Origin of the sequence: Lactobacillus delbrueckii subsp. bulgaricus (genome assembly GCF_046938665.1) — a bacterium.
GTDB classification, from domain to species: Bacteria; Bacillota; Bacilli; order Lactobacillales; family Lactobacillaceae; genus Lactobacillus; species Lactobacillus delbrueckii_C.
This window is the reverse complement of record NZ_JBKZCD010000001.1, coordinates 208,610-230,195: the sequence shown is the minus strand read 5'-3', so window position 1 is coordinate 230,195 and position 21,586 is coordinate 208,610. Positions and strand designations below refer to the sequence as shown.

Here is a 21,586-nt window from a genome sequence, read left to right as displayed (position 1 = left end):
TATAAAACTAGATAACGAAAAAACGTTGACACGAGCTTGTGTCAACGTTTTTGTCATATTAATCTTCTTTGAGGACTTCAGCCCAGACTTCGCCGCCTTCTTGGTAGACCCCTTGGATTTCTGGATCCAGGCCCGGGAACTTTTGGGCAGCGCCGATCAAGACTTGGAAGTAGGAAACATCCAGGTCCTGCCAGCGTTCACCCGGTGCCACGATGAAGACGCCAGGCGGGTAAGGGAGGGCGCCTTCCAAAGCAACCCGGCCCTTGGCGTCGGCCAGTTTGACCAGTTCACTGTTGCCGTGGACGAATTCGCGGTCAGCTTCTTTTGGCGTCAGCTCGTAATTTTGGAAGCTGTCTTTTAAGAAAAGAGCCTGCTGGAGCTTAAAGATCTCATGCTCTTGGTAGTAGTGGTGGAGCTCCTGGCAGAGCTGGTAGAGGGTATAACCCGCGTAGCGGTCAGGGTACTGGGCTACTAATTCCGGCATGATGGCAGACAGGGGCGCCTTAGTCAAGTAGGCGTCTTCAAAGGCCATTAAGGCCGAGAAGAGGCCGTTCATGTCGACTTGCCCCTCACCTGGCGTGAGCAGGTAGAGGGTGGAGTAGCTGTCGGACTTTTCCGGGATGATGTGCTTTTCATGCAGGTAGAGGGAAACGATGGCGCCAGGGATGCCTTCTTCGGTGAAGGCAGCTTTTGCCAGGTCAATGCCGGGCGTCATCAGGGTGACTTTTACCGGGCTTAGGGCAACTTCACCGGGAGCGATCAATTTGAAGCCGTGCCAAGGCTCATCTGGGGACAGTTTCCAGGCTTCCGGGTCCTGGGCCAAGACATCAGTTGGCAGGTCCTCCCACTTTTGCCCGCGGACAGTTGGGGGGACGAGGGGCTTAAAGAGCTTGCTTTCCTTTAAGAGGCGCTTGCGGAAGTCGATGCCCAGTTTGACTGTTTCCTCCCACCAATTATTAACGGCCGGTGAAGCAGCCATGGCGCTGTTGGCAACTAAAGAAGCGTAGACCGGGTAGGAGTAGCTGGTTGTGACGTACTTCATGTAGGCATGGTTGAAGTGCTTGTGGTCGACGTAGCGCTTTTGCCCCTTGATGTGGCTGTCTTTTTTCAAAATCTGGGAAGCCTGGCCCACGCCGGCTTGCTGCTTGTGGACGGACTGGGTGACCAGGATGCCTGGGTCGTTAGGACCGTAGGTCTGCTGGAAGGGAGAGTAATCTTTGAGGATGTCGATGAATTGTTCATAGCCGCCCCAGGCGCAGTCAAAGAGGATGTAGTCACAGAGGCGGCCAAGCTTTTCTAAGATGAGCTTGGCGTCGTAGAAGATGCCGTCGTAAGTTTCCAGCTGCAAAACAGCCAGGCGGAAAGGCCGGTCGAGCTTGGCTTTTTCGGGATCGACTTTGGCGATTTCAGCTCTGATGTAGTCTTCATCCAAGGCCTTTGCAGTCAAAGGCCCGATTAAGCCGTCGGCGTTGCGGTCAGTGGGCAGGTAGACCGGCTTGGCCCCGGTCATGACTAAGGCGCTGTTGTAGATGGACTTATGGTTGTTCCGGTCAAAAAGGACCAGGTCGCCTTCATCTAAAAGGGCGGTCGTGCAGATAGTGTTGGCGCTGGTTGTGCCGTTAGTGCAGAAGTAAACCTTGTCGGCGTTGAAGGCCTTGGCCGCTTCTTGCTGGGCTTCTAAGGGCCCGCCGGTGTGGTTCATCATATCACCGAGTTCTGAAACGCAGTCAGAAGTGTCGGCTCTGAAGTAGTTGTCGCCAAAGAAGTTGCGCAGGACTGCTCCAGCAGGGTGGCGGTCATAGAAGCGGCCGTTGTGGTGGCCAGGAGTATCAAAGACCAGGTCGTCTTGGTCAGAAAAAGTGGTCAGCTCCCGGATGAAGCGGGGAACGTTGGCTTCTTCGTAGGCCTGGGCCAAGCGGCTGATTTCAGCTGGAGAGGTCTCAGGACTAAATTCGATCAAGGGCAAGTCCAAGCCCAGCTTTTCCTTCATGGTCTGGTAAATGCCCCGGGACCGGCTGTCTTTTTCGTCGATGACCACGGCAGCCAGGCTGGCCGGGTTGACCAGCTCGGTCAGTTCAGCTTTGGGCCAGTCGATTGGCAGATAGGGCAGGAGCTCTTTTTTAGCAGCGATTGCTAGATAATGCATTGAAAAATTCCTTTCTGTTTCATGGGTTGACGGAAGTTGCTACTTATACTTGCGGTCACGTTCATCGCGGAAAAAGTGATCAAAGAACCAGTCGTATTGAGAGAGAAACAAGAGGATGCCGACGATGGCCGCGACTTGAAGCCAGACCGGGATATCGTAATCGCTGGTCAGCTTAAGAAAAGCAACTCTCAAGTAGGAACGGCCAACAAACAGCCAATACAAAGCGTCGAGAATAGCTGCAGCGGACAAAAGCGTCGCGGCTACTCGCAAAAACTTTTTCATATCTATTCCTTTCTGTTACTTAGTATTTTTATAAAAGCGCTTACCGCCGAATTCGGTACCTTTATAAAAATTGTAGTAGGCATAGGTAAATTATACACTTTCAAGCTTTTTTTGCCAAAAAGCATTCTCAATTGCCGCCTTTAGTGATGTTTCCTTTTGGCGCATTTATTTGCACGAAAAAGGCCTGCTTTTCTTGTCAAGAGTAAATTAAGCATATATTTTTTACTAAAAGCAAGCTAATGACCGGTATGTAGATAACTTTTGCTTAACATTTGAAAGAATTTTCATTGAATTGAAGAAGTTATAGAATTTTCAAAACAATAGGAATAAAATGAAAACGACACTTTTTGATTGGAGACGGTGCAGTGACCAGCTTTTTAAAGCGCCAGAACAAGCCCCCGTCCAGGCAAATTGCCGCTTAAGACAATTTGACCAATAAGGAGCTTGATTTATAGAATGATTGAAGAAACCCCAAAGAAACACTACATGGCCTGGATGACCCTGGCGATGCTCGACTTCGTCACCATCATCCGCTTTGAAGATGTTTTCTACCCATACCAAAACCAAGGTCTGTCCGTAATTTTTTCCTGGATTTTCCTTTTGATTTGCTACCAATTACCATATACCTTGATCGCCACCCAGTTGGGTCTAGCCTACAAGGACACTGAAGAAGGGGGCCTGGCCTCCTGGATCCGGCGGGGAACAGGCAGTGACGTTTTAGGCTACGCCACCAGCTGGATGTACTGGGCCCAAACCGTGCCCTACCTGGTGGACGTGTCCAACTCCATCATCGTCTCCATTTCCTGGATGATCCTGGGCAACAACACTTTAGGCAAGCACATGTCGTCCTTCATGTTCGGCCTCTTGACCTTTGTCATCATCTTGATCTTTATCTTGTGCGAAAGTGCGTATAAAAACTCCCTGGACCTTCTGTCCTTGATCGGGGGGATCGCCATGTTCGCCATGTCAGTGATCTTCGTGATTTTGATCATCTGGGCCCTCATGCACGGCGGCCACATTGCCACCAAGATGGAATGGTCCAGCTTTAAGCCTAACTTTAGCGTCCACTACTTCTCCACGACCGGCCTCTTGATCTTTGCCATGTCCGGGGCGGAACTGGCCGCGCCTTACGTTACCCGGCTGAAGAACCCCCGCAAGGAATTCCCGAAGTCAATGTGGATGCTTTTTGCCATGACGGTCTTCATGACCTTGACCGAAACTCTCGGTCTGGCCGTCCTCTTTGACGCCAAGCACATCCCGCACGACTTTAAGATGAATGGGGCCTTCTACGCCTTCCAGCTTCTGGGTGAAGAAGCCGGCATGGGCAAGAGCCTCATGTACATGTACGCCATCGTCTGCCTTTTGAACTTCATGGCCGACCTGGCCGCCTTGATCGATGCCGCCAGCCGGGTCTTTGCCTCTGACACTTCTGAAAAGTACATGCCAAGCTGGCTCAGAAAGAAGAACAAGGATGGCCTGCCAGTCAACAGTTACGTGCTGACTTGCAGCATCACTCTCTTCCTTTTGCTTTTGTCAGGGACCTTGCCGGAAATCAACGATATCTTCAACTGGCTCTTGAACCTGAACGGGATCGTATCCCCGTACAAGACTTCCGTAGTCTTCCTGGCCTTCTTAGCCTTCCGCTACCGGCACAAGACTTTTGCCAAGGATGACTTCGTCTTCATCAGAAACAACAAGGGGGCCCTGGCGGTCGGCTGGTGGTGCTTCATCTTCACCTTCATCTGCGCGACGATGGGCTTTTTGCCGCAGGACGTTACTTTTGACAGTCCGCAGTGGATCAAGCAACTTTGGATGAACATCATCACCGTTATTGTCCTCTTCGGGACTGGTTTCCTCCTGCCATGGCTCAGAAAGCTGGAATTAAAGCACCAAGCTAAGGCTAACAGCTAATGCATAACAATAAAATAGAGTAAAGAAATAAGGAATCAGGCTAGCTGATTCCTTATTTTTGTCGTATTTGTCTTATTCAGCTTTTTCCCGCCGCATTTCCAATCTGCGCAGAAGAGGCAGAACCAGGCCGGTGCCAAAGAGGAAGAGGACAACGACAATGTTCATCCACAACTGTTTGAACCAGTGGTCAGAAAATGGCGTCCCGTTTTGCGGGAAAAAGGCCATAGTGGCGCAGATAAAAGTCAAAAGGAAGCACCACCAGCCAACGGCTAAAGCACCTTTGCGGTTCTTGATAAAGACGTATTCGTTTTGAGCGAAGGTCTTCTTTTGGTAGCGCAGAAGGATAAAGGCTAAGAAAACAACCGAGGTCTTGTAAGGAGACACGATGGTGTTGACGTTTAAGAGCCAGTTAACGAAGTCATTAATCTCTGGCAGAGTGCCGCCCAGCAACACCAGGATCAAGGTCGTGGCGGCCGTAAAGATGTAGCTGTTAATCGGCTGGCCGGACTTGGTCTTTTTCCAGAACCAGCGCGGCATGTAGTCAGCGGTCGTGTCCGCGGCCAAAAAGCGGCTGGCGGCGTCGATCAAGGCCGCGATCTGGGCCAGCAGAGAGATCAGGCAGACGATTGAGTACATGTACATCAGGCTGTTGCCCATGCCAGCTTGCTGCCCCAAGAGCTGGAAGGCGTAGTAGTCACCATTCATCTTGAAGTCGTTTGGGATATGCTTGGCGTCAAATAAAACGGCCAGGCCCAGGGTTTCAAAGATAACCATGAAGGCGGACATGAAGAAGAGCAGCCACATGGCTTTTGGAAATTCCTTGCTTGGCTTTTTCAAGCGGGTAACATAAGGAGCGGCCAGTTCTGCCCCTGACATGGCAAAGATCAGCATAGAAGCTGAGGAGAAGTAGTGCAAGCTCAGCTTAGGCTTGATGTTAGACCAGGACAGGTCGGTCGCGATATGGCCCCCGTGGGTCAAGGACCAGATGATCATGATAAAGAAGACTACGACTGAGGCAAACATGGCAATCCCGCTGTAAAGAGAAGTCTTGTCTAAAGCATCCTTGACCGTGTTGTCAAAGATGATAAAGAGCAGGATGATGGCAAAAGTCAGCAGGCTGAAGGTCATAGGGGACATCTTGTCGCCTAAAGACTTGTTGCCCAGAATTACCCAGGACAGGGAAACGACTACTGAGCTGGCGCAGTCGATCAAGTAAGGAATTGTTTGAGCCCAGTACATCCAGCCAGTCGCGTAGCCCAGCAGGTCGCTGCCGGTGCCCTGCTTGATCCAGGAGGACATCCCGCCTTCTTCATCACCGGAATAAGACAGGCCCAGCTGAGTAGCAATTAAAGTATATGGCAATTGGTAGAAGATCAGCATGAAGATCCACATGACCAGGACGAAGAGGCCGTATTCCTGGTAAGGGTAGAAGGGGTCTTCAAAACTGATGACAGTCAAGTAAACGAACATGGACAGGGTCACCCAGCCCATGTAGTGGGGACGAGTTTTTTCTTCAGTCATTCTTTTATATTCTCCGTGTCAAAAAGCGTGATATTTTTCAGCTGCTTTTTGAACACGGCGGCTTGTTGCGGCGCCTCAAGAGTGTATGAGCCGGCACTGCACCACCTCCAGATTGTGTGATACAGTTAATTTTATTATGTTTTCAGAAAAAATACTATCTTCAATTTCATCAATTCAAAAGCAAGGGGATGCTGCAAGAGCCAAATGGTCAAGGGGATGATGGTTAGGAGCAAAAGGAGGCTGGTAATTCTTAAAATCCGCCGCGTCTTTTGCCCCAGGGATCTGTCAAAGGAGTAGACCAGGCTGAAGCCGGCTAGGATGATCAAGAGGCTGTCACCCAGGAGAGGAAAAATATTGACTGTCATAGTGTACCTCAAAATTGATTTATCGATTATTTTATGAAAAATTCGCCGCCTTCGCGCCTTTTTGCTATGATTAAGTTAGCAATTTGCTAAGGAGACTAGTATGCAGAAAATTAAAGTAATGACCGTTTTCGGTACCAGACCAGAAGCCATCAAGATGGCCCCCCTGGTGCTCAAGCTGATCAGTGACGACCGCTTCCAGGCAGTTACTGTGGTTACCGCCCAGCACCGGGAAATGCTGGACCAGGTCCTGGAGATTTTTAAAATCCAGCCGGACTACGACTTAAACATCATGCAGCCCCAGCAGACCCTGGCGGACATCACCACCCGGGTTTTGACTGCTTTAAGCCAGATTATCCAGGAAGAAAAGCCGGACATCGTCCTGGTCCACGGGGACACGACGACTTCCTTTGCCGCCAGCCTGGCTGCCTTTTACCAGCAGACTCCCCTGGGCCACGTTGAAGCGGGCCTCAGAACCTGGAATAAGTATTCTCCTTTCCCGGAAGAGATGAACCGGCAACTGACCGATGTCTTGTCTGACCTCTACTTTGCCCCGACCTCTGTCAGCCGGGCCAACCTTTTAAAAGAAGGGCACCCGGAAGAAAATATTTTTGTCACGGGCAACACGGCCATCGATGCTCTGGCCCAGACCGTCCAGGCTGACTACCAGCATGAAGTCTTAGACAAAATCGGCCAGGGCAAGCGGATCATCCTGGTCACCATGCACCGGCGGGAAAACCAGGGCGAGCCGATGCGGCGGGTCTTCAAGGTGATGAAGGACGTGGTCGACCAAACAGACGACGTTGAAATTGTCTACCCGGTTCACCTCTCGCCAAGAGTCCAGGAAGCGGCCAAGGAAGTTTTAGGCGGCGACCCCCGGATTCACTTGATCAAGCCTTTGGACGTGGTCGATTTCCACAACCTGGCCAAGCGCAGCTACTTCATCATGACCGACTCTGGCGGTGTCCAGGAAGAAGCCCCGTCTTTGGGCAAGCCGGTTTTGGTCTTGCGGGACACGACCGAGCGGCCGGAAGGGGTCAAGGCCGGAACCTTGAAACTGGTCGGCACTGAAGAAGACGCGGTTAAGGCAGCCATGCTGGAGCTATTGACTGACCCAGCTGCCTACCAGCAGATGGCTGAAGCCAAGAACCCATACGGGGACGGGCAGGCCAGCGACCGGATCTTAGATGATATTGCCTGGTATTTTGCCGGCAAAAAAGGCCCCAAGCCAGCCGACTTTTCTTGATTGGCCAACTTGCACGAAGAAAAAAGCAGTGAAGCTCAGCTTCACCGCTTTTTTAATTTCTTCTCCAGCCGCCTCTTCAGGCTTTTTTCCTGCTTCTCGAAGACTGACTTGGTGGTCAGGTAGTTGAAGATGCCGACCAGGATCTGGTCGATGACCTTGACGATCAAGGCCGGCCAGCCCAGGACGGTCATCCCCAGCCACATGATCAAGGTGTCCGGCAGCAGGCTGATGATCCGGTAGGCGAAAAAGGACAGCAACTTCTGCCACAATTTGTGTTCATGGTCCACGTTCTTGGTGAAGACCGCCTTGTGGTTGAACCAGAAGGAGGCCAGGTTGGACACGATAAAGGCAATTGTGTTGTCGATGACCAAGACGGTGTGCAAAACGTCATGCATGAACATGAAGACAACCGTGTTGATCAAGGCCGCGATAAAGCCAAAGAACATGTAGACCCATAAATTGCGGTGGCGCTTGAAGATCCGCTCGCCTAAAGCCCGCCGTCGGTTAAAATCTTTATCCATTTAATTTGTCCGCCAACTCCTCAGCAGCTTGATCGATGCGCGCGATATCGTCATCATCTGGGGCGTTTTCAACCGTGAGCGGGGGAATCAGTTCCTTGGCCCCGCAGGCCAGGAAGGCCTTCTCAAAGTCAAAAACGTTCTCGCAGTAGTGTTCCTTGTAGGTCTTATCGCCAGAACCCATGACGGCAAAAGACTTGCCGGTCAAGTCCAGCTCCTTGAGCTGGTCGTAAAAGTCGGCAATTTCGTCAGTCATGGCGCCTTCCCCGTAAGTGTAGGTGATAAAGATGCACAGGTCGCTGTCTAAATAATCGCTGGCGTCAGTGAAGCTGACGTCAGAAGAATCTACTTCCAGGCCTTGGTCCAGCAGGTCTTCCTCCAGGATTTCGGCCATGTCCTCGTCGTTGCCGGTCATGCTGGCAAAAACAATCTTTGCTCTCATAAGTTAAGCTCCCAAAAAATAATTTCTAGAGTATTATACACGATTTGCCCCGGCTTGGCGAATCGGGCGCATTGCTACTTTAGCAAACTTTTAAAAAAGGTTATAATGGTGAAGACAAACTACTTCATTATGAAAGGAAAAACAAATTGATTACTATTAAATCTGTTCGTGAATTGAAGGGCATGCAGGCTTCCGGCCACTTGCTGGCGACCATGTTTGAGGCTCTGCGTGACGTGATCAAGCCAGGCATCTCCACCTGGGACATTGAAGAATTCTGCCAGGAATTCGTTTCCAGCCGGGGCGGCCGCTTGTCAGAACAAGGCTTTGAAGGCTACAAGTACGGCACCTGCATCTCTGTTAATGACGAAATTGCCCACAACATTCCCCGCAAGAATGTCTTTTTAAAGGAAGGCGACTTGGTCAAGGTTGACGTAACTTGCAACTTGAACGGCTATGAATCCGACTCTTGCACCACTTACGGGGTTGGCCAAATCTCAGAAGAAGACCAGCACTTGATGGACGTGACCAAGAAGGCCATGTACATGGGGATCGACCAAGCCGTAGTTGGCAACCGGATCGGGGACATCGGGGCTGTCATCCAGCACTATGTGGAAGATGAAGAAGGCTACGGCGACGTCCGGGAACTGATCGGCCACGGCATCCAGCCATCTATCCACGAAGACCCGGAAGTTCCGCACTGGGGCAAGGCCGGCCACGGCCTGCGCCTGCGGGAAGGGATGACCATCACCGTTGAACCAATGGTGGAAGCCGGCGGGGACTGGCGGATTTTGCAAAAGACGGTTGACGACCCGAATGACGACTGGGTCTTCTACGCTACCCCGGACGGGTCCAAGTCAGCCCAGTTCGAGCATACTTTTGCCATCACCAAGGACGGCCCGAAGATCTTGACTTTGCAAAAGCCATACGACGGCCTGGAAAAGTACATCCCGCACTTTGACGAAATGGAAGACTAGGCATGGCGGAAAAAGTTGAGCCAGGACAAAAGGGGGTCCGGCGCTTTCTTACAACTCTTTCCTCGGTCGTTTCCCAGGGGGAGATTTTTCAAAGTTCCATCGTGATTGCCTACTACATCCTGTTTTCAATTTTTCCCATCGTCATCATTGTCGGTAACGCCTTGCCCTGGTTTCACCTGGACACGGGACCGATTGCTGATTATTTGGAAATGATCTTTCCAAGTGACGTGGCCCGCTATATCATCCCGATCGTTGACACCCTGCTCAAGTCGAATTCGACCAGCTACATCTCCTTCGGTGCGATCATGGCCCTGTGGTCCATGTCCTGTATGGTGAACGCGGTCAGAATCGGGATGAACCGCCTCTATGGCGTCCACAATAAGGAACTGAAGCTGGGCTTCTGGCACTTTATCTGGAACCGGACCTTGACCGTGATCTTCAGCGCTTTGATGGTCACTATGTTCATTCTTTTAGCCCTGGTCGTGGTCTTTGGCCAGGAGGTCCTGCATTTCCTGGCTCCGTACTTTAACCTGCCCCTGGCCTGGATTGATAAGCTTTTCAGCTACCGCTGGCTGGTTTTGCTGGTCTTGATGCTGATCAGTGTTTATTATTTAAACGCTGTAGCGCCCAATGTCCACTTCAAGAAGGCTCTTTTGCCCGGGACCATCGTGACGGTAGTCGGCTGGGAAGCCTTGTCTTATCTCTTTTCCTTCTACTTGAAAAATTTTCCAGTTAAGTGGGAAAATTATGGTATAGTTGGAACTTTTATCATTTTTATGCTCTGGCTCAACCTCCTGGCCATCCTGCTACTTTTTGGCACGGCGGTCAATGTCAGTTTGGACCAGCTGCGCTATGGGCCGGCGACCTATTCTAACGGCCCTTTGGCCGAATTTATCGCCAAGCGGAGGAAAAAGTAATTTTCCTTTTTTAGGAAGATTGGTCTAGGTCTACTAGATTCTTTTCTAGAAATATGTTATTATACGCTTGCATTTAAAATGCTTTCATTAATGTGCGAAGTTAAGAAAAGAGGATGTAAATACATGAAAGTCAGAAAAGCGATCATCCCAGCTGCCGGTTTGGGAACCAGATTTTTGCCAGCAACCAAGGCCATGCCTAAGGAAATGCTGCCAATCGTTGACAAGCCAACTATTCAATTTATCGTTGAAGAAGCCATGGCTTCAGGGATTGAAGACATTCTGATCGTTACTGGCAGAAGCAAGCGGTCAATCGAAGACCACTTCGACTCAAACACGGAACTGGAAGACAACTTGACTGAAAAGCACAAGGACGAGCTGCTCAAGCTGGTCCGGGAAACGACCATGTCCAACATGAAGGTCAACCTTTACTTCACCCGCCAGCCGCATCCAAACGGCTTGGGGGATGCCGTCAACCGGGCCCGCAGCTTTATCGCCGGTGAACCTTTCGTGGTTATGCTGGGCGACGACTTGATGAGAGACAAGACGCCATTGACCAAGCAATTGATCGACTGCTACGATGAAACCCACGCTTCCACCATCGCGGTTATGAAGGTGCCGCATGAAGAAGTTAACAAGTACGGTGTCATCGACCCAATCGGTGAAACTGCTCCGGACCTGTACAACGTTAAGGCCTTTGTGGAAAAGCCAGACGTTGACAAGGCCCCAAGTGACCTGGCCATCATCGGCCGCTACCTGCTGACTCCGGAAATTTTTGACATGCTGGACAAGCAAAAGGCTGGTGCCGGTGGTGAAATCCAATTGACTGACGCTATCGACGCCTTGAACAAGACCCAACGGGTCTTCGCCCACGAATTCAAGGGCCAGCGCTTTGACGTCGGCAACAAGGAAGGCTACATGGAAACTTCCATCCAATATGGTCTCCGGCACCCGGAAACCAAGGATGCTTTGCGCAAGTACATCATTGACTTGGGCAAGAAGCTGGAAAGCGAAGGCAAGAAGAAGCCAGCCGGCAAGTAAAATACGCAAAGAAAGAAGCTGTCTGAAAAACAGGCAGCTTCTTTTTTCTACGCTTTTTTTGTTACTTGCAGACGATCTTGCCCTCAGCTGGCAGGATCTGGACCCCGTAGACGGGAATTTCTTTTTCCTGCCAGCAGAAGCTGAGGGGGATGGACTTGCTCCCCTTGCCGGTCAGCTGGCGGAATTTGGCTAAAGTCATGGGCATGGCCCCACACAAGAGCTGGCAGTCTTCCCGGGCCAAGACAAACTTGCTGAGGGGGAGGGTCTGGTCTTTGACTTGTAGGTAGAGGACATTTTGCCCGCCCAGGCCAGCCAGGAGCTGTAAAAAATCTTCGAGCAGCATGGATAAACCTTTCTTTTTTTATTGTGGTATACTGTTCATATTACTTAAAATAAAGGAACAAAGCGATAAAAAAGACAGAAACTATAGATAAAGAGGGAAAGAGGAGAGGAAACTGGTGAAAAAGAAGAATAAAAAGAAAAACAATTACCGCCTGGTCAAAATTTTAGGAGGCCTTTTGGCCGTCTTAGCCCTGGCCCTGGCCGGGGCCGGCTACTACTTTTTCAACATGGCCGTGGTGCCGGGCAAGAAAAGCTTCGTGACCAATGGGACGGTGCAGTTGACCAAGTCCACCCCCCAGTACAAGCAGAAGCTCTGGTACAAGCAGGTGACAAAGCAGCACTGGCAGCTGCGGTCGGCTAAGAACAATTATCTCCTGCGGGCCAATTATATTCCAGCCAAAAACTCGGCTAAAACCGTGATTATCCTGCACGGATACATGTCCAACAAGGAAAATATGGGGGCCTATGCCCAGCTTTTCCACTCCCTGGGCTACAATACCCTTTTGCCAGACGCGGAAGCTCATGGGCAGAGCCAGGGCAAGTATGTCGGTTACGGCTGGCTGGAGAAAAACGACGTCAAGAAGTGGGTCGAGCAAGTGATCAAGAAAAATGGCCAAAAGAGCAAGATTGTGATTTTCGGGGTCTCCATGGGCGGGGCCACGACCATGATGACTTCTGGCTTAAACTTGCCTAAGCAGGTTAAGTGCTTTATTGAAGACTGCGGCTATACTAGTGCTAAAAACGAAATCGAGCACGAAGCCCAAGCCCTTTACAATATGCCGGCCTTTCCCCGTTTTCCCCTGGTGGAAATCTTGAGCGGGATTACCAAGTTAAAAGCCGGCTACTTCTTGGCCCAGGCCTCAAGCCTTGCCCAGCTGAAGAAGAATACCCGGCCCATGCTCTTTATCCATGGCAGCAAGGATACCTTTGTCCCAACTAAAATGGTTTATAAAAATTACCGGGCCAGCCGGGGGCCAAAGCAGCTCTTGATCGTCAAAGGGGCCCAGCACGCCAAGTCCTATGAGCACAATCCGGCTTTATATGCACGCACGGTCAAGCAATTTTTAGCAAAATACGTTAAATAATCTCTTGCAAGCGTTTGCATATCATGTTATACTGAAGGCGTGGAAGAGGTAGAAAACAACTGAACAGAAGTTTTTATCTCCAGATTGTAATTATTATTCGCTGTCTCTCTTATTGAGACCATAATAAAGGCTTGAAGCTTTTAACCAAGTGGCGATACACAATAGTCTAATTCATTTCATACGCTAGCACGTAAAACTCGAACAAGTGACTGTTTTATCTTAGCCGGTATTAGCCATTGGTGAATTCTTAAAATTGAATATCGTGACTATTAATTTGATGAGCTACCTCATCCACTTGGAAAGACTGCCGAGGGCAGTTTAAAGGCGAGAAGATTCGATCTTCTCGCCTTTTCTAATGCTTATTTTCTTTTTGTGCTTCCTACTTGCGCAGGGTCAGCTTGGCGATGCACTCGCAGCGCGGGGTTTGCGGCAGCATGTCGACGTTTTCGATGACCCGGACGTCGTAAGCCTCGCCCAAAAGGACCAGGTCCTGGGCCAGGGTGGACGGGTTGCAGGAAATGTAGACGAAGCTGGCCGGCTTGACTCTGAGCAGGGTCTTGATCAAGGACTTGGCCAGGCCGGTCCGCGGCGGGTCGACGATCAAGGCATCGATTGGCAGGCCGTCTTCTTTCAAGCGGGGAAGGAGCTTTTCCACGCTGCCCTGCAGGTATTCAGCGTTTCTGACATGGTTGAGCTCAACATTGTGCTGGGCGTCCAAAACAGCTTCAGGGATGCTTTCGATCCCGACCACCTGCTTGACCTGGTCAGCGGCTAAAATACCCAGGGTGCCGACCCCGGAGTAAGCATCGATCAAGGTCATGTCCGGCGTTAAGCTGAGCAGCTTCAAGGCTTCAGAATACAGGGTAGCCGTCTGGACCGGGTTCAGCTGGAAGAAGGCCCGGGGGCTCAAGGCAAACTTCTTGCCCATGATCTCTTCCGTAATCTGGTTCTTGCCCCGGAGCTTGCTGGTCTTGTTTCCCCAGACTTGCGGATTTTGCCAGTCAGTTTCGTTTTGGTAGACGGAAACGACCTTTGGCAGGCGCATGATCTCGTCAGCCAGCTGCAGCAGATTGTCCAGCTTGTGGCCAACGGTGATCAAGGTAACCTGCATCTCCTGGCTGGCTTCTGCTTGCCGGACCACAATCGTCTTAACGCCTGGCAAGTTCCGCCGGCGGTTGGCGATCGGGACGCGGAGCTTGATAATCAAATCCCGGATGGCCCGTTCAGTTGCCTGGGTGTCCTCGCTCTGGGTCGGCATTTCCGGCAGGTCGATCAATTGGTGGGAGTTAGGCGCGTACAGACCCAGGGAAACATGGTGATTTTCCCGTTCGATCTGGTACTGGGCCTTGGCCCGGTAGTGCCACTGGTCTGGGGCCGGGATGGTGTTCTTGATCTTGTAGTTCTTGTAGCCGCGCGGGTGGTACTTTTCAAGGGCGGAGACCAGGTTGTCCTTCTTGAACTTGAGCTGGCCCGCGTAAGAGAGGTGAGCCAGTTCCAGGCCCCCGATTCTCGGGTCAACGCCGGATGGGAAGGGAACCCGGTCCGGGCTGGCTTCCTTGATCCGGACCAATTCACCTTCCAGGTATTGGGGGTGGTCCTTGACGATCTTGGCCACCACGACTTCGTCTGGCAGGGCGCCGGGGATGAAGATGATCTTGCGCTTGTAGTAGCCGATCCCTTCACCGTTGATCCCTAGCCGCTTGATGGTGATGATGAAGTGCCGCTCTTTCGGAGCGTTTTTTGAAAAATGTTTTTTCTGCATGTGAGCCTTCTTCTTTGTCTATTCTTTCTACAATAAAAATAACTGGAAACTTTGCGACATACTATTATACAGGGCTTTTTAAAAGGGGCGCAAGTTTTTCGCAGCTTTTGCGGCAATTTGCTAAGATAGAGTTGCCAGATTTGCCAAAAAGGAGGAAAAAATGGCCATTATCACGAAAGTTAGTGCACAAAAGCGGCAGGGGCGCTACAATATTTTTTTGGACCAGGAATACGCCTTTTCCGTCAGCGAGAAGACCCTGGCGGAATTTGTCCTGCTCAAGGGCCAGGAGCTCAGCCCCCAGAAGATCAATGAAATCCTGGACTATGAAGCCAGCGCCAAGGCCAGCGACCTGGCGGCCAGATACCTGTCCTACCAGCCCCGGACGGTCAAGGAAGTGACTGACTACCTCAGCCAGCATGAAATTTCCCGGTCAGCGGCTAAACGCGCCGTTAACGAGCTGACCCAGCTGGGCTACCTGGACGACGCGGCTTATGCCCGCCTTTTTGTCAAAAACAACCTCCAGGTCGGCAAGAATGGACCAGGGGCTGTCCGCCGAGACTTAAAGAAAAAGGGCGTTGACGAGGACTTAATCGAAGCTGCCCTGGCAGACGTGACTGATGAGGAATGGGCCGGGGTTGGCAAGCGCCTGGTCAAGTCGCTTTTAGGCCAGCAGGGGAAGATTGCCAAGCGGGAAGTCGACCGCAAGATGCAGACTAAACTGCTCAGCCATGGCTTCTCCGGCTCCTTAGCCCAGACCGTGACCCAGGACCTGGTTCCGGAAGCTGACGAGGACCAGGAAAGAGCGGCTCTGGCCAAGCAAGGACTTAAGGCCTACAAGCGCTTCAAGCGCTATGAGCCAGGCGTAAGGGAGCAGAAGATGCGGCAGTACCTGTATAGCCACGGCTTTTCCGGGGATGAAATCAGCGCCTTTTTGGCCGGGGAAATCATTCCTTTAGAAGAACTGGAAGAATACTAGAAAATAGAAAGAAGCAAAGAGATGCAGACAGAAATCAACGAACTTACTTTTATCGGCAAGGCCTTTCCGGACCGGATGATGGACGCAAACGGGACCTTCGCGGCCGCCAACCAGGAACTGGAAGCTGACCCGGCCTTTCAAGCCTTTGTCAAAGAGGCCGGCCTTGCCGGGCAGCGGGCGTCCTTGATCGTTTTTGGCCCGGAAAACTTCATGTACTGGTACGGGGTGCTCGCGCCTAAGGGCAGTGAAGTTAACGGCCTGCTCAAGTTTTCCCTGCCAAGCGCCCGGGTTTTCCAAAAAGAAGAGCCGGCCAACGCGGCCTACTTCGACCTGCCCCTGAACTTTGAACTGCCCCGCTTTTTGGCTGAAGCCGGCGACTTAGGCAGCAACTTCCAGGCTCAGCTGGAGGAGAATCCTAACCCTTACATCCTCCGCCAGCTGGATTTAGGCAGTAAAAAACTGACCAAGAGCCTTTACCTCCCGGTCAGTCAGAATTAGGATTAATTTCTTTCAGCGTCAATGGACAAGTTGTCGTATTCGATGTAGGCTCCCAGGCAAGTTGAGATGAACATGACCAAGATGACGAAGCCCATGGAGGTGCCGACGATCCATTCCAGGGGCAAAAGCAGGCGGATCACGATCGTGGCCAGGGTACAGAGTACAAAGTCCAAGGCAAAGTTGGCTACTTGGAGGAGCGGCCGGCGGCGGATGCTGAAGAAGCGGAGAATCTGCTGCAGGAAGCTGTCATAGATGTCTCCGGCCAGCAAATTCAAGGGCCGCTGGATGGTGGCCTTGACGGCCAACATGATGATGGCCCCGACAAAGGCCCCTACAGCCGTACGGAAGGGGTCAGTCGAGTGCAGGACCAGGGCGTTAAAGCCGATCCCGATGATGGCCAGGCTGCAGATGTAGGGGATCAAGAGCAGGAAGACGAAAACTAACATAATGCGGCGCATTTTCATGGTAAAACACCTCTTTCTACTGGGCTATTTTAACATATTACCGTAAGGTCATATGCTATAATGTAAATATTTAAGGATTTTACGAAAGAGAGTTAAGAAAATGACAAGCGACCCTGCGACCGGCAGCCTGTTTGACAAACTGAGAAGCCGTTTTTCCAGCAACGAAGAAAGCGGCAAGAACCAGCTGCAGGCAGAAATTGACCAGCTGCATGCCGGTAATGTTTTGACTGATACCGAATATTCGATGATTGAGGGCAGCATGGCTTTCCACGACAAGGTAGCCCGGGAAGTCATGGTGCCGCGGACTGACGCCTTCATGATCGACATCGAAGACGACCTGGAGGAAAACCTGGATGACATCCTCCGCCAGCCTTATTCAAGAATTCCCGTCTACCGCCAGGACAAGGACCAGATCGTGGGCGTCATCCACATCCGCACCATTCTTAGAGAGGCCCGCCAGCACGGCTTTGACCAGCTGACTTACGACCGCTTGATCTCTCCGCCCCTTTTTGCCCCGGAAACGATCGAGCTGGATGACTTGCTGGTGCAGATGCAGACCAGCCAGCAGCAATTGGCCATCCTAACTGATGAATATGGCGGGGTAACCGGCCTGGCCAGCATCGAGGACTTGCTGGAAGAAATCGTTGGCGACATTGACGACGAGGTCGACAAGGCAGAAGTTTTGGTCCGGCAGCTGAATGACCGGCAATTTGTCATTTACGGCAAGATGCCTTTGACTGACTTCAACGACCGCTTTGGCACCGACCTGGAAATGGAAGACGTTGACACCCTGGCCGGCTATATGATCACCAAACTTGGCGTGATCCCGGGCAGAGGCGAGCAGCTGGAGGTGCCCCTGGACAACGGCATGGTTTTGACGACCAGAAGAATGCGGGGGTCGCGGCTCTTAACGGTCTTATTGACCCTGCCAGAAGAAAATTACGAGGAAGAAACTGAAGAATAATGAACAAAGAACTTTTAGACAAAGTAAACAAGCGGAGGACTTTCGCGATCATTTCCCACCCCGACGCCGGTAAGACGACGATTACGGAACAAATGCTGCTCTTGGGTGGGGTGATCCGGAGTGCCGGGACCGTTAAGGCCCGCAAGACCGGGAACTACGCTACCAGTGACTGGATGGAAATCGAAAAGAAGCGTGGGATTTCCGTTACCTCATCCGTGATGCAGTTTGAATACCAGGGCAAGCGGATCAACATCCTGGATACTCCAGGCCACCAGGACTTCTCAGAAGACACCTACCGGACTTTGATGGCGGTTGACGCCGCGGTCATGGTTATCGACTCCGCCCGCGGGATCGAGCCGCAGACCAAGAAACTTTTCAAGGTCGTGCGGCAAAGAGGGATCCCGGTCTTTACCTTCATGAACAAGCTGGACCGGGACGGCCGGGAACCCCTGGACCTGGTCGCCGAACTGGAAGAAGTCCTGGGCATTGAAGGCGTGGCCATGAACTGGCCGATCGGGATGGGGCAGAGCCTGCTGGGCCTTTACGACCTGGCCAACCAGCGGGTTGAACTCTACCACCCGGAAGAAGGGCAGGACCGCTTTATTGCTTTGGAAGACGGAAAGGCGCCAGCCGGCAGTTCTTTGGCCGATGACCCGCAGTTTGAAGAAACCTTGGGTGAAATCGAGCTTTTGGAAGGGGCCGGGGCCAGCTTTGACCGGACAAAGGTTTTGGCTGGCCAGCAGACTCCGGTTTTCTTCGGGTCAGCCTTGACCAACTTCGGGGTGGAAACTTTCCTGGAACAATTCGTTGACCTGGCACCAGCGCCGGGCGAGCACGAAGTCAACGGGGATGAAGAACTGAAGCCAGATGATGACGAATTCTCCGGCTTCATCTTCAAGATTCAGGCCAACATGAACCCTCAGCACAGAGACCGGATTGCCTTTGTCCGGGTCTGCAGCGGGGAATTCAGCAAGGGCCTGGACGTGACCTTGGCCAGAACCGGCAAGCCGGTCCGCTTGAACAATGCCGTTGAATTTGAATCCAGTGCCCGGGTCCAGGTTTCTGAAGCCGTAGCCGGGGACATTGTCGGCCTCTACGACACTGGCAACTTCCAGATCGGGGACTCCATCTACGCTGGCAAGCGCAAGCTGGAATTCCCGCCGCTGCCGGAATTTACCCCGGAACTCTTTATGCGGGTTTCACCAAAGAACGTCATGAAGCAGAAGTCCTTCCACAAGGGGATGAACCAGCTGGTTCAAGAAGGGGCTGTCCAGCTCTACCGCAACTACCAGACCGACGACTACATTTTGGGGGCAGTCGGCCAGCTGCAGTTTGAAGTCTTCCAGTACCGGATGAAGAACGAATACAACTCTGAAGTTGAAATGACTTCCATCGGTCACCGGGTAGCCCGCTGGATCAACCCTGACCAGCTGGACCCGAAGATGTCTTCCAGCCGGAACCTTTTGGTCAAGGACCGCTTTGGCAATCCTCTCTTCCTCTTTGAGAACGCCTTTGCTGAACGCTGGTTCCACGACAAGTACCCGGATGTGGAACTGACGGAAAAGCTGTAACAGAGAATACGCAATAAAAATATAAGAGCAAACAAGAAAAACGATGCCGCGAGGCATCGTTTTTTTGCGCATGATTGGTTTGACTGACTAGCATTCAGTCATTTCTGTTTTGCTCTTTGGCAAAAAGTAGTAAACGAGGTCAATGACCGCTTGGGCAAACATTACCCCGGCCATCCAGTACATGGCCATCATCATCTTGTCGGTAAAGGTGTAGAAGGCGACGATGCCGTACAGTAAGACCCATAAAATCTTCAAGTAAAGGTTGTTGTTCATCATAATTCTTTTCCTCCAAATTTTTTAGTGATGGCTGGCCCCGCTGGTCGCGTCGTGGTGGCTGGCGCCAGAAGCGGCGTCGTGGTGGCCTTCATGGCCGGCTCTTGAAGCGGCAGTAACGGCTTCGACCAAGCGGCGGCTGGTTTCGGCTTCAGCCGCGTGGAAGCAGGCACCCATATCCATGTCTTCAACGTCCATCCCTGGCATGAAGACTTCACCAGGTTCAACGCCCATTTCTTCAGCAAAGGCGTTGGTGATGGTTTCCATGTCCATCAGCTTGTAGGTCTTGTCTGGATCCTTTGGGTCAACAATTTGGATCTGGGCCATCATGCCGGCATCTTCGTGTTCGATGATGTGGCAGTGGTACATGAAGACCCCGGCGTTTTGGAAGTAGACCTTCAGGCGGACAGTTTCGCCTGGGCCGACTTCAATAGTGTCCTTGTAGACATTGATTTCGTTCGGGTAAGGCTTTTGTCCGTTGCGGGAAACAACCAGGAAGTGGGCCCCGTGGATGTGGAAGGGGTGCAGCATCCCTGAAGCAGAGTTGTTGGTGTTGGTTACGTCCCAGTATTCAACTGAGTTCAAGGTCTGCTTCATGTCGATTCTGTCCATGGCGAAGCGGAGACCGTTGATCTTGTCGTGGTCGTCCATGGTTACGTGGCGGACTGGCGCTTCGCTGTTTACAGCCGGGTCGTCCGGAGTGAAGATGTTGAATGGCAGTTCACGGTCGTCTTTTTCAAAGGCGTGGATGCGGAATTCAACCAGCTTGAAGTCGTCAGTGTAGAGGCTGACAACGTCGCCTTCCTTGTAGCCGGCAAAGTCAACGATGACTTGTTGTCTTTCCCCTGGCCCAATCAAAAGCTTCTTAACGTCAATCGGGTGTCTGAGGAAGGAGTCGTCCCCGCCGATTTGCGTCATGGTCAGATCGTTTTCAAAGTGCAGGCGCCATTCCCGGCGGTCAGACCCGCCCAAGAAGAGCAGGCGGACCTTTTGGGTCGTCACGTCAACGTAAGGACGGACCACGCCGTTGATCATAGGCACTTCACCAAAGACGCCCATCGGGTCGTAGTCAGCCCGGTAGTCGAGCTGGTTGTCGTGGAAGGTCCGGTCTTGCAGGATGATTGGGAATTCGTCAACCCCGTAGTTCTTTGGAATCGGCAGGCGGGCTTCGTTGTCGTCAGTAACCACAACCCCCATGGCCAGACCCATCCAGACTTGCATGGCCGTTGACGGACATGGGTGGGCGTGCAGCCAGGTCAGAGCGGCTGGCTGCTTGACCGTAAATTCGATGTCTTTTTCTTCGCCAGGGTAAACTGGGGCGTGGCAGCCGCCGTCAGTAATTGGTCCCGGAACTTCCATGCCGTGCCAGTGGAATGAAGTGAGGACAGGCAGGCTGTTCTTCAAACGCACGTGGACTCTTTGCCCGGTCTTGACTACCAGGGTCTGGCCCAAAAGGGGAGCGTTGTAGCCCCAGGTCTTGGTCTTCTTGCCTGGCAGGATCTGGCTTTCGCCTTCCTGGGCCTCGATGGTGTAGTAGATGTCATTGCCGTCAACCTTGTCCGGCGCCAAAAGCGGGGGAACAGCCAAAGGCTGGGCCTCAACGCCAGCTGGAATGGTCAGTGGCTTGTAGCCCATGTGGTTCTTGTCAAAGTCTTTTTCAGCATAAAAGTAATCCGGATAAACTGTCATGTTCAGTGCCTCCTTATTTTTACTAAATCAACAGTTTAAAATTGCTGCTTTTTACACATTCACTTTCTTTTCTAAAAGCGCTTTCCAGTGCTCAAAGCAGATTGTAGAACTATTTTTTAATAAAAAAATTGACATAGGTCAATTTTGACAATTTTTTTGAAAAAAAGGCTGTTTTTCGCAAGTAAATCTGCAATTTTGCTAAAAAACAGGTATTTTTTGAATTTTGCTGAAAAGAATAAGGAAAGAAGACAGGGAAGAAAAAAAGAGCCCGGTAGGGCTCTTTTTGCAGGGATTACTTGTCAACGTGGATTTCGACGACCCGGCGGTGCTTGTCAACCGTAAGCTGATAGCTGGTCTGGTCGGGAATCAGCCGCTTGATTACAAATTCGAGTTCTTCCTCACGGATCTTGCGGTGGTGGTTTTCCAGAACGATCCCGATGGCGATTGGGCTTTCGGTATAAACTACGGTAGTGTTGCCTAAGGAGTAAACTTTCACGTAGTTCACGCTCGTAGTATTTAGCTGACTGTGAACTAATTCGGCATAGCTATTAGTAACATCAATTAAGTGCATAAAACTTCACCCGTTTCTATTTATCTCTGATATT

The 21,586-nt window shown here is 51.6% G+C and carries 22 protein-coding genes; 10 read left to right on the top strand and 12 right to left on the bottom strand.

Annotated elements, in window-relative coordinates; genetic code table 11:
- Nucleotides 1-58: 58 nt before the first annotated feature.
- Together ACLUXO_RS01140 and ACLUXO_RS01135 are read right to left on the bottom strand one after the other, a co-directional pair.
- Complete coding sequence (locus ACLUXO_RS01140) at nucleotides 59-2,146, bottom strand: putative ornithine decarboxylase (RefSeq protein WP_412135979.1); 2,088 nt, start codon at nucleotides 2,144-2,146, stop codon at nucleotides 59-61.
- 39 nt (nucleotides 2,147-2,185) lie between these two features.
- A complete protein-coding gene (locus ACLUXO_RS01135) occupies nucleotides 2,186-2,338 on the bottom strand; it encodes a hypothetical protein (protein ID WP_412135978.1) in 153 nt (50 codons plus the stop codon).
- A 546-nt stretch (nucleotides 2,339-2,884) separates the two neighbouring features.
- Here ACLUXO_RS01135 and ACLUXO_RS01130 point away from each other — a divergent pair.
- A complete protein-coding gene (locus ACLUXO_RS01130) occupies nucleotides 2,885-4,339 on the top strand; it encodes an APC family permease (RefSeq protein WP_412135977.1) in 1,455 nt (484 codons plus the stop codon).
- A gap of 72 nt (nucleotides 4,340-4,411) precedes the next feature.
- On the opposite strand, the gene ACLUXO_RS01125 is transcribed toward ACLUXO_RS01130, so the two are convergent.
- Both ACLUXO_RS01125 and ACLUXO_RS01120 read right to left on the bottom strand, forming a co-directional pair.
- The gene (locus tag ACLUXO_RS01125; RefSeq protein ID WP_412135976.1) at nucleotides 4,412-5,860 is read right to left on the bottom strand and encodes an APC family permease; all 1,449 of its coding nucleotides are present in this window, start codon (nucleotides 5,858-5,860) and stop codon (nucleotides 4,412-4,414) included.
- A gap of 134 nt (nucleotides 5,861-5,994) precedes the next feature.
- Nucleotides 5,995-6,225 carry a hypothetical protein gene (locus ACLUXO_RS01120; protein WP_412135975.1) on the bottom strand — a complete coding sequence of 77 codons (231 nt, stop codon included), beginning with the start codon at nucleotides 6,223-6,225 and terminating at the stop codon, nucleotides 5,995-5,997.
- Between the two features lie 100 nt (nucleotides 6,226-6,325).
- Here ACLUXO_RS01120 and wecB point away from each other — a divergent pair, with 100 nt between their 5' ends.
- A complete protein-coding gene (wecB, locus tag ACLUXO_RS01115; RefSeq protein ID WP_002877971.1) occupies nucleotides 6,326-7,468 on the top strand; it encodes a non-hydrolyzing UDP-N-acetylglucosamine 2-epimerase in 1,143 nt (380 codons plus the stop codon).
- A 41-nt stretch (nucleotides 7,469-7,509) separates the two neighbouring features.
- Here wecB and ACLUXO_RS01110 read toward each other — a convergent pair whose 3' ends face one another.
- Together ACLUXO_RS01110 and ACLUXO_RS01105 are read right to left on the bottom strand one after the other, a co-directional pair.
- Nucleotides 7,510-7,989 (bottom strand): GtrA family protein, encoded by a 480-nt coding sequence (locus ACLUXO_RS01110; protein WP_412135974.1) that lies wholly within the window; start codon nucleotides 7,987-7,989, stop codon nucleotides 7,510-7,512.
- The gene (locus tag ACLUXO_RS01105; RefSeq protein WP_412135973.1) at nucleotides 7,982-8,428 is read right to left on the bottom strand and encodes a flavodoxin; all 447 of its coding nucleotides are present in this window, start codon (nucleotides 8,426-8,428) and stop codon (nucleotides 7,982-7,984) included. The genes ACLUXO_RS01110 and ACLUXO_RS01105 overlap by 8 nt, the downstream gene beginning before the upstream one ends.
- A gap of 146 nt (nucleotides 8,429-8,574) precedes the next feature.
- Here ACLUXO_RS01105 and map point away from each other — a divergent pair, with 146 nt between their 5' ends.
- The 3 genes from map to galU all read left to right on the top strand — a co-directional run bounded on the left by map (nucleotide 8,575) and on the right by galU (nucleotide 11,357).
- Nucleotides 8,575-9,402: a type I methionyl aminopeptidase gene (map, locus tag ACLUXO_RS01100; protein ID WP_003612256.1), complete on the top strand. Its 828-nt coding sequence runs from the start codon at nucleotides 8,575-8,577 to the stop codon at nucleotides 9,400-9,402.
- Nucleotides 9,403-9,404: 2 nt separating this feature from the next.
- Entirely contained in the window at nucleotides 9,405-10,319 is a 915-nt protein-coding gene (locus ACLUXO_RS01095) for a YihY/virulence factor BrkB family protein (protein ID WP_412135972.1), read from the top strand.
- A gap of 123 nt (nucleotides 10,320-10,442) precedes the next feature.
- Complete coding sequence (galU, locus tag ACLUXO_RS01090) at nucleotides 10,443-11,357, top strand: UTP--glucose-1-phosphate uridylyltransferase GalU (RefSeq protein WP_412135971.1); 915 nt, start codon at nucleotides 10,443-10,445, stop codon at nucleotides 11,355-11,357.
- Nucleotides 11,358-11,418: 61 nt separating this feature from the next.
- On the opposite strand, the gene ACLUXO_RS01085 is transcribed toward galU, so the two are convergent.
- A complete protein-coding gene (locus ACLUXO_RS01085; RefSeq protein WP_412135970.1) occupies nucleotides 11,419-11,700 on the bottom strand; it encodes a hypothetical protein in 282 nt (93 codons plus the stop codon).
- A gap of 115 nt (nucleotides 11,701-11,815) precedes the next feature.
- Between ACLUXO_RS01085 and ACLUXO_RS01080 the strand changes: the two genes are divergently transcribed.
- Nucleotides 11,816-12,784 (top strand): alpha/beta hydrolase, encoded by a 969-nt coding sequence (locus ACLUXO_RS01080; RefSeq protein WP_412135969.1) that lies wholly within the window; start codon nucleotides 11,816-11,818, stop codon nucleotides 12,782-12,784.
- 379 nt (nucleotides 12,785-13,163) lie between these two features.
- Here ACLUXO_RS01080 and rlmD read toward each other — a convergent pair whose 3' ends face one another.
- On the bottom strand, nucleotides 13,164-14,546 hold the full coding sequence (gene rlmD / locus ACLUXO_RS01075) for a 23S rRNA (uracil(1939)-C(5))-methyltransferase RlmD (RefSeq protein ID WP_412135968.1): 1,383 nt from the start codon (nucleotides 14,544-14,546) through the stop codon (nucleotides 13,164-13,166).
- A gap of 160 nt (nucleotides 14,547-14,706) precedes the next feature.
- Between rlmD and recX the strand changes: the two genes are divergently transcribed.
- Together recX and ACLUXO_RS01065 are read left to right on the top strand one after the other, a co-directional pair.
- A complete protein-coding gene (gene recX / locus ACLUXO_RS01070) occupies nucleotides 14,707-15,522 on the top strand; it encodes a recombination regulator RecX (protein ID WP_412135967.1) in 816 nt (271 codons plus the stop codon).
- A 21-nt stretch (nucleotides 15,523-15,543) separates the two neighbouring features.
- A complete protein-coding gene (locus ACLUXO_RS01065; RefSeq protein ID WP_412135966.1) occupies nucleotides 15,544-16,020 on the top strand; it encodes a hypothetical protein in 477 nt (158 codons plus the stop codon).
- Nucleotides 16,021-16,022: 2 nt separating this feature from the next.
- On the opposite strand, the gene ACLUXO_RS01060 is transcribed toward ACLUXO_RS01065, so the two are convergent.
- A complete protein-coding gene (locus ACLUXO_RS01060) occupies nucleotides 16,023-16,484 on the bottom strand; it encodes a hypothetical protein (RefSeq protein ID WP_412135965.1) in 462 nt (153 codons plus the stop codon).
- Between the two features lie 100 nt (nucleotides 16,485-16,584).
- Here ACLUXO_RS01060 and ACLUXO_RS01055 point away from each other — a divergent pair, with 100 nt between their 5' ends.
- Together ACLUXO_RS01055 and ACLUXO_RS01050 are read left to right on the top strand one after the other, a co-directional pair.
- The gene (locus ACLUXO_RS01055; RefSeq protein WP_412135964.1) at nucleotides 16,585-17,448 is read left to right on the top strand and encodes a hemolysin family protein; all 864 of its coding nucleotides are present in this window, start codon (nucleotides 16,585-16,587) and stop codon (nucleotides 17,446-17,448) included.
- Entirely contained in the window at nucleotides 17,448-19,019 is a 1,572-nt protein-coding gene (locus tag ACLUXO_RS01050; RefSeq protein WP_412135963.1) for a peptide chain release factor 3, read from the top strand. The genes ACLUXO_RS01055 and ACLUXO_RS01050 overlap by 1 nt, the downstream gene beginning before the upstream one ends.
- 87 nt (nucleotides 19,020-19,106) lie before the next feature.
- Here ACLUXO_RS01050 and ACLUXO_RS01045 read toward each other — a convergent pair whose 3' ends face one another.
- From ACLUXO_RS01045 to ACLUXO_RS01035, 3 genes are all read right to left on the bottom strand, one after another.
- Nucleotides 19,107-19,295, bottom strand: a complete 189-nt coding sequence (locus tag ACLUXO_RS01045; RefSeq protein WP_270447458.1) for a hypothetical protein — start codon at nucleotides 19,293-19,295, stop codon at nucleotides 19,107-19,109.
- 21 nt (nucleotides 19,296-19,316) lie between these two features.
- The gene (locus tag ACLUXO_RS01040) at nucleotides 19,317-20,981 is read right to left on the bottom strand and encodes a multicopper oxidase family protein (RefSeq protein WP_412135962.1); all 1,665 of its coding nucleotides are present in this window, start codon (nucleotides 20,979-20,981) and stop codon (nucleotides 19,317-19,319) included.
- Between the two features lie 292 nt (nucleotides 20,982-21,273).
- A complete protein-coding gene (locus ACLUXO_RS01035; RefSeq protein WP_003617207.1) occupies nucleotides 21,274-21,552 on the bottom strand; it encodes a DUF1827 family protein in 279 nt (92 codons plus the stop codon).
- Nucleotides 21,553-21,586: the final 34 nt, after the last annotated feature.

Coding starts and splice junctions, on each gene's coding strand:
- ACLUXO_RS01035 (WP_003617207.1), bottom strand. CDS start 21,552: ATGCACTTAATTGATGTTACTAATAGCTATGCCGAATTAGTTCACAGT.
- ACLUXO_RS01065 (WP_412135966.1), top strand. CDS start 15,544: ATGCAGACAGAAATCAACGAACTTACTTTTATCGGCAAGGCCTTTCCG.
- recX (WP_412135967.1), top strand. CDS start 14,707: ATGGCCATTATCACGAAAGTTAGTGCACAAAAGCGGCAGGGGCGCTAC.
- ACLUXO_RS01140 (WP_412135979.1), bottom strand. CDS start 2,146: ATGCATTATCTAGCAATCGCTGCTAAAAAAGAGCTCCTGCCCTATCTG.
- wecB (WP_002877971.1), top strand. CDS start 6,326: ATGCAGAAAATTAAAGTAATGACCGTTTTCGGTACCAGACCAGAAGCC.
- ACLUXO_RS01085 (WP_412135970.1), bottom strand. CDS start 11,700: ATGCTGCTCGAAGATTTTTTACAGCTCCTGGCTGGCCTGGGCGGGCAA.
- rlmD (WP_412135968.1), bottom strand. CDS start 14,546: ATGCAGAAAAAACATTTTTCAAAAAACGCTCCGAAAGAGCGGCACTTC.
- ACLUXO_RS01120 (WP_412135975.1), bottom strand. CDS start 6,225: ATGACAGTCAATATTTTTCCTCTCCTGGGTGACAGCCTCTTGATCATC.
- ACLUXO_RS01055 (WP_412135964.1), top strand. CDS start 16,585: ATGACAAGCGACCCTGCGACCGGCAGCCTGTTTGACAAACTGAGAAGC.
- ACLUXO_RS01095 (WP_412135972.1), top strand. CDS start 9,405: ATGGCGGAAAAAGTTGAGCCAGGACAAAAGGGGGTCCGGCGCTTTCTT.
- ACLUXO_RS01130 (WP_412135977.1), top strand. CDS start 2,885: ATGATTGAAGAAACCCCAAAGAAACACTACATGGCCTGGATGACCCTG.
- ACLUXO_RS01040 (WP_412135962.1), bottom strand. CDS start 20,981: ATGACAGTTTATCCGGATTACTTTTATGCTGAAAAAGACTTTGACAAG.
- ACLUXO_RS01125 (WP_412135976.1), bottom strand. CDS start 5,860: ATGACTGAAGAAAAAACTCGTCCCCACTACATGGGCTGGGTGACCCTG.
- ACLUXO_RS01060 (WP_412135965.1), bottom strand. CDS start 16,484: ATGAAAATGCGCCGCATTATGTTAGTTTTCGTCTTCCTGCTCTTGATC.
- ACLUXO_RS01050 (WP_412135963.1), top strand. CDS start 17,448: ATGAACAAAGAACTTTTAGACAAAGTAAACAAGCGGAGGACTTTCGCG.
- galU (WP_412135971.1), top strand. CDS start 10,443: ATGAAAGTCAGAAAAGCGATCATCCCAGCTGCCGGTTTGGGAACCAGA.
- ACLUXO_RS01045 (WP_270447458.1), bottom strand. CDS start 19,295: ATGATGAACAACAACCTTTACTTGAAGATTTTATGGGTCTTACTGTAC.
- ACLUXO_RS01105 (WP_412135973.1), bottom strand. CDS start 8,428: ATGAGAGCAAAGATTGTTTTTGCCAGCATGACCGGCAACGACGAGGAC.
- ACLUXO_RS01110 (WP_412135974.1), bottom strand. CDS start 7,989: ATGGATAAAGATTTTAACCGACGGCGGGCTTTAGGCGAGCGGATCTTC.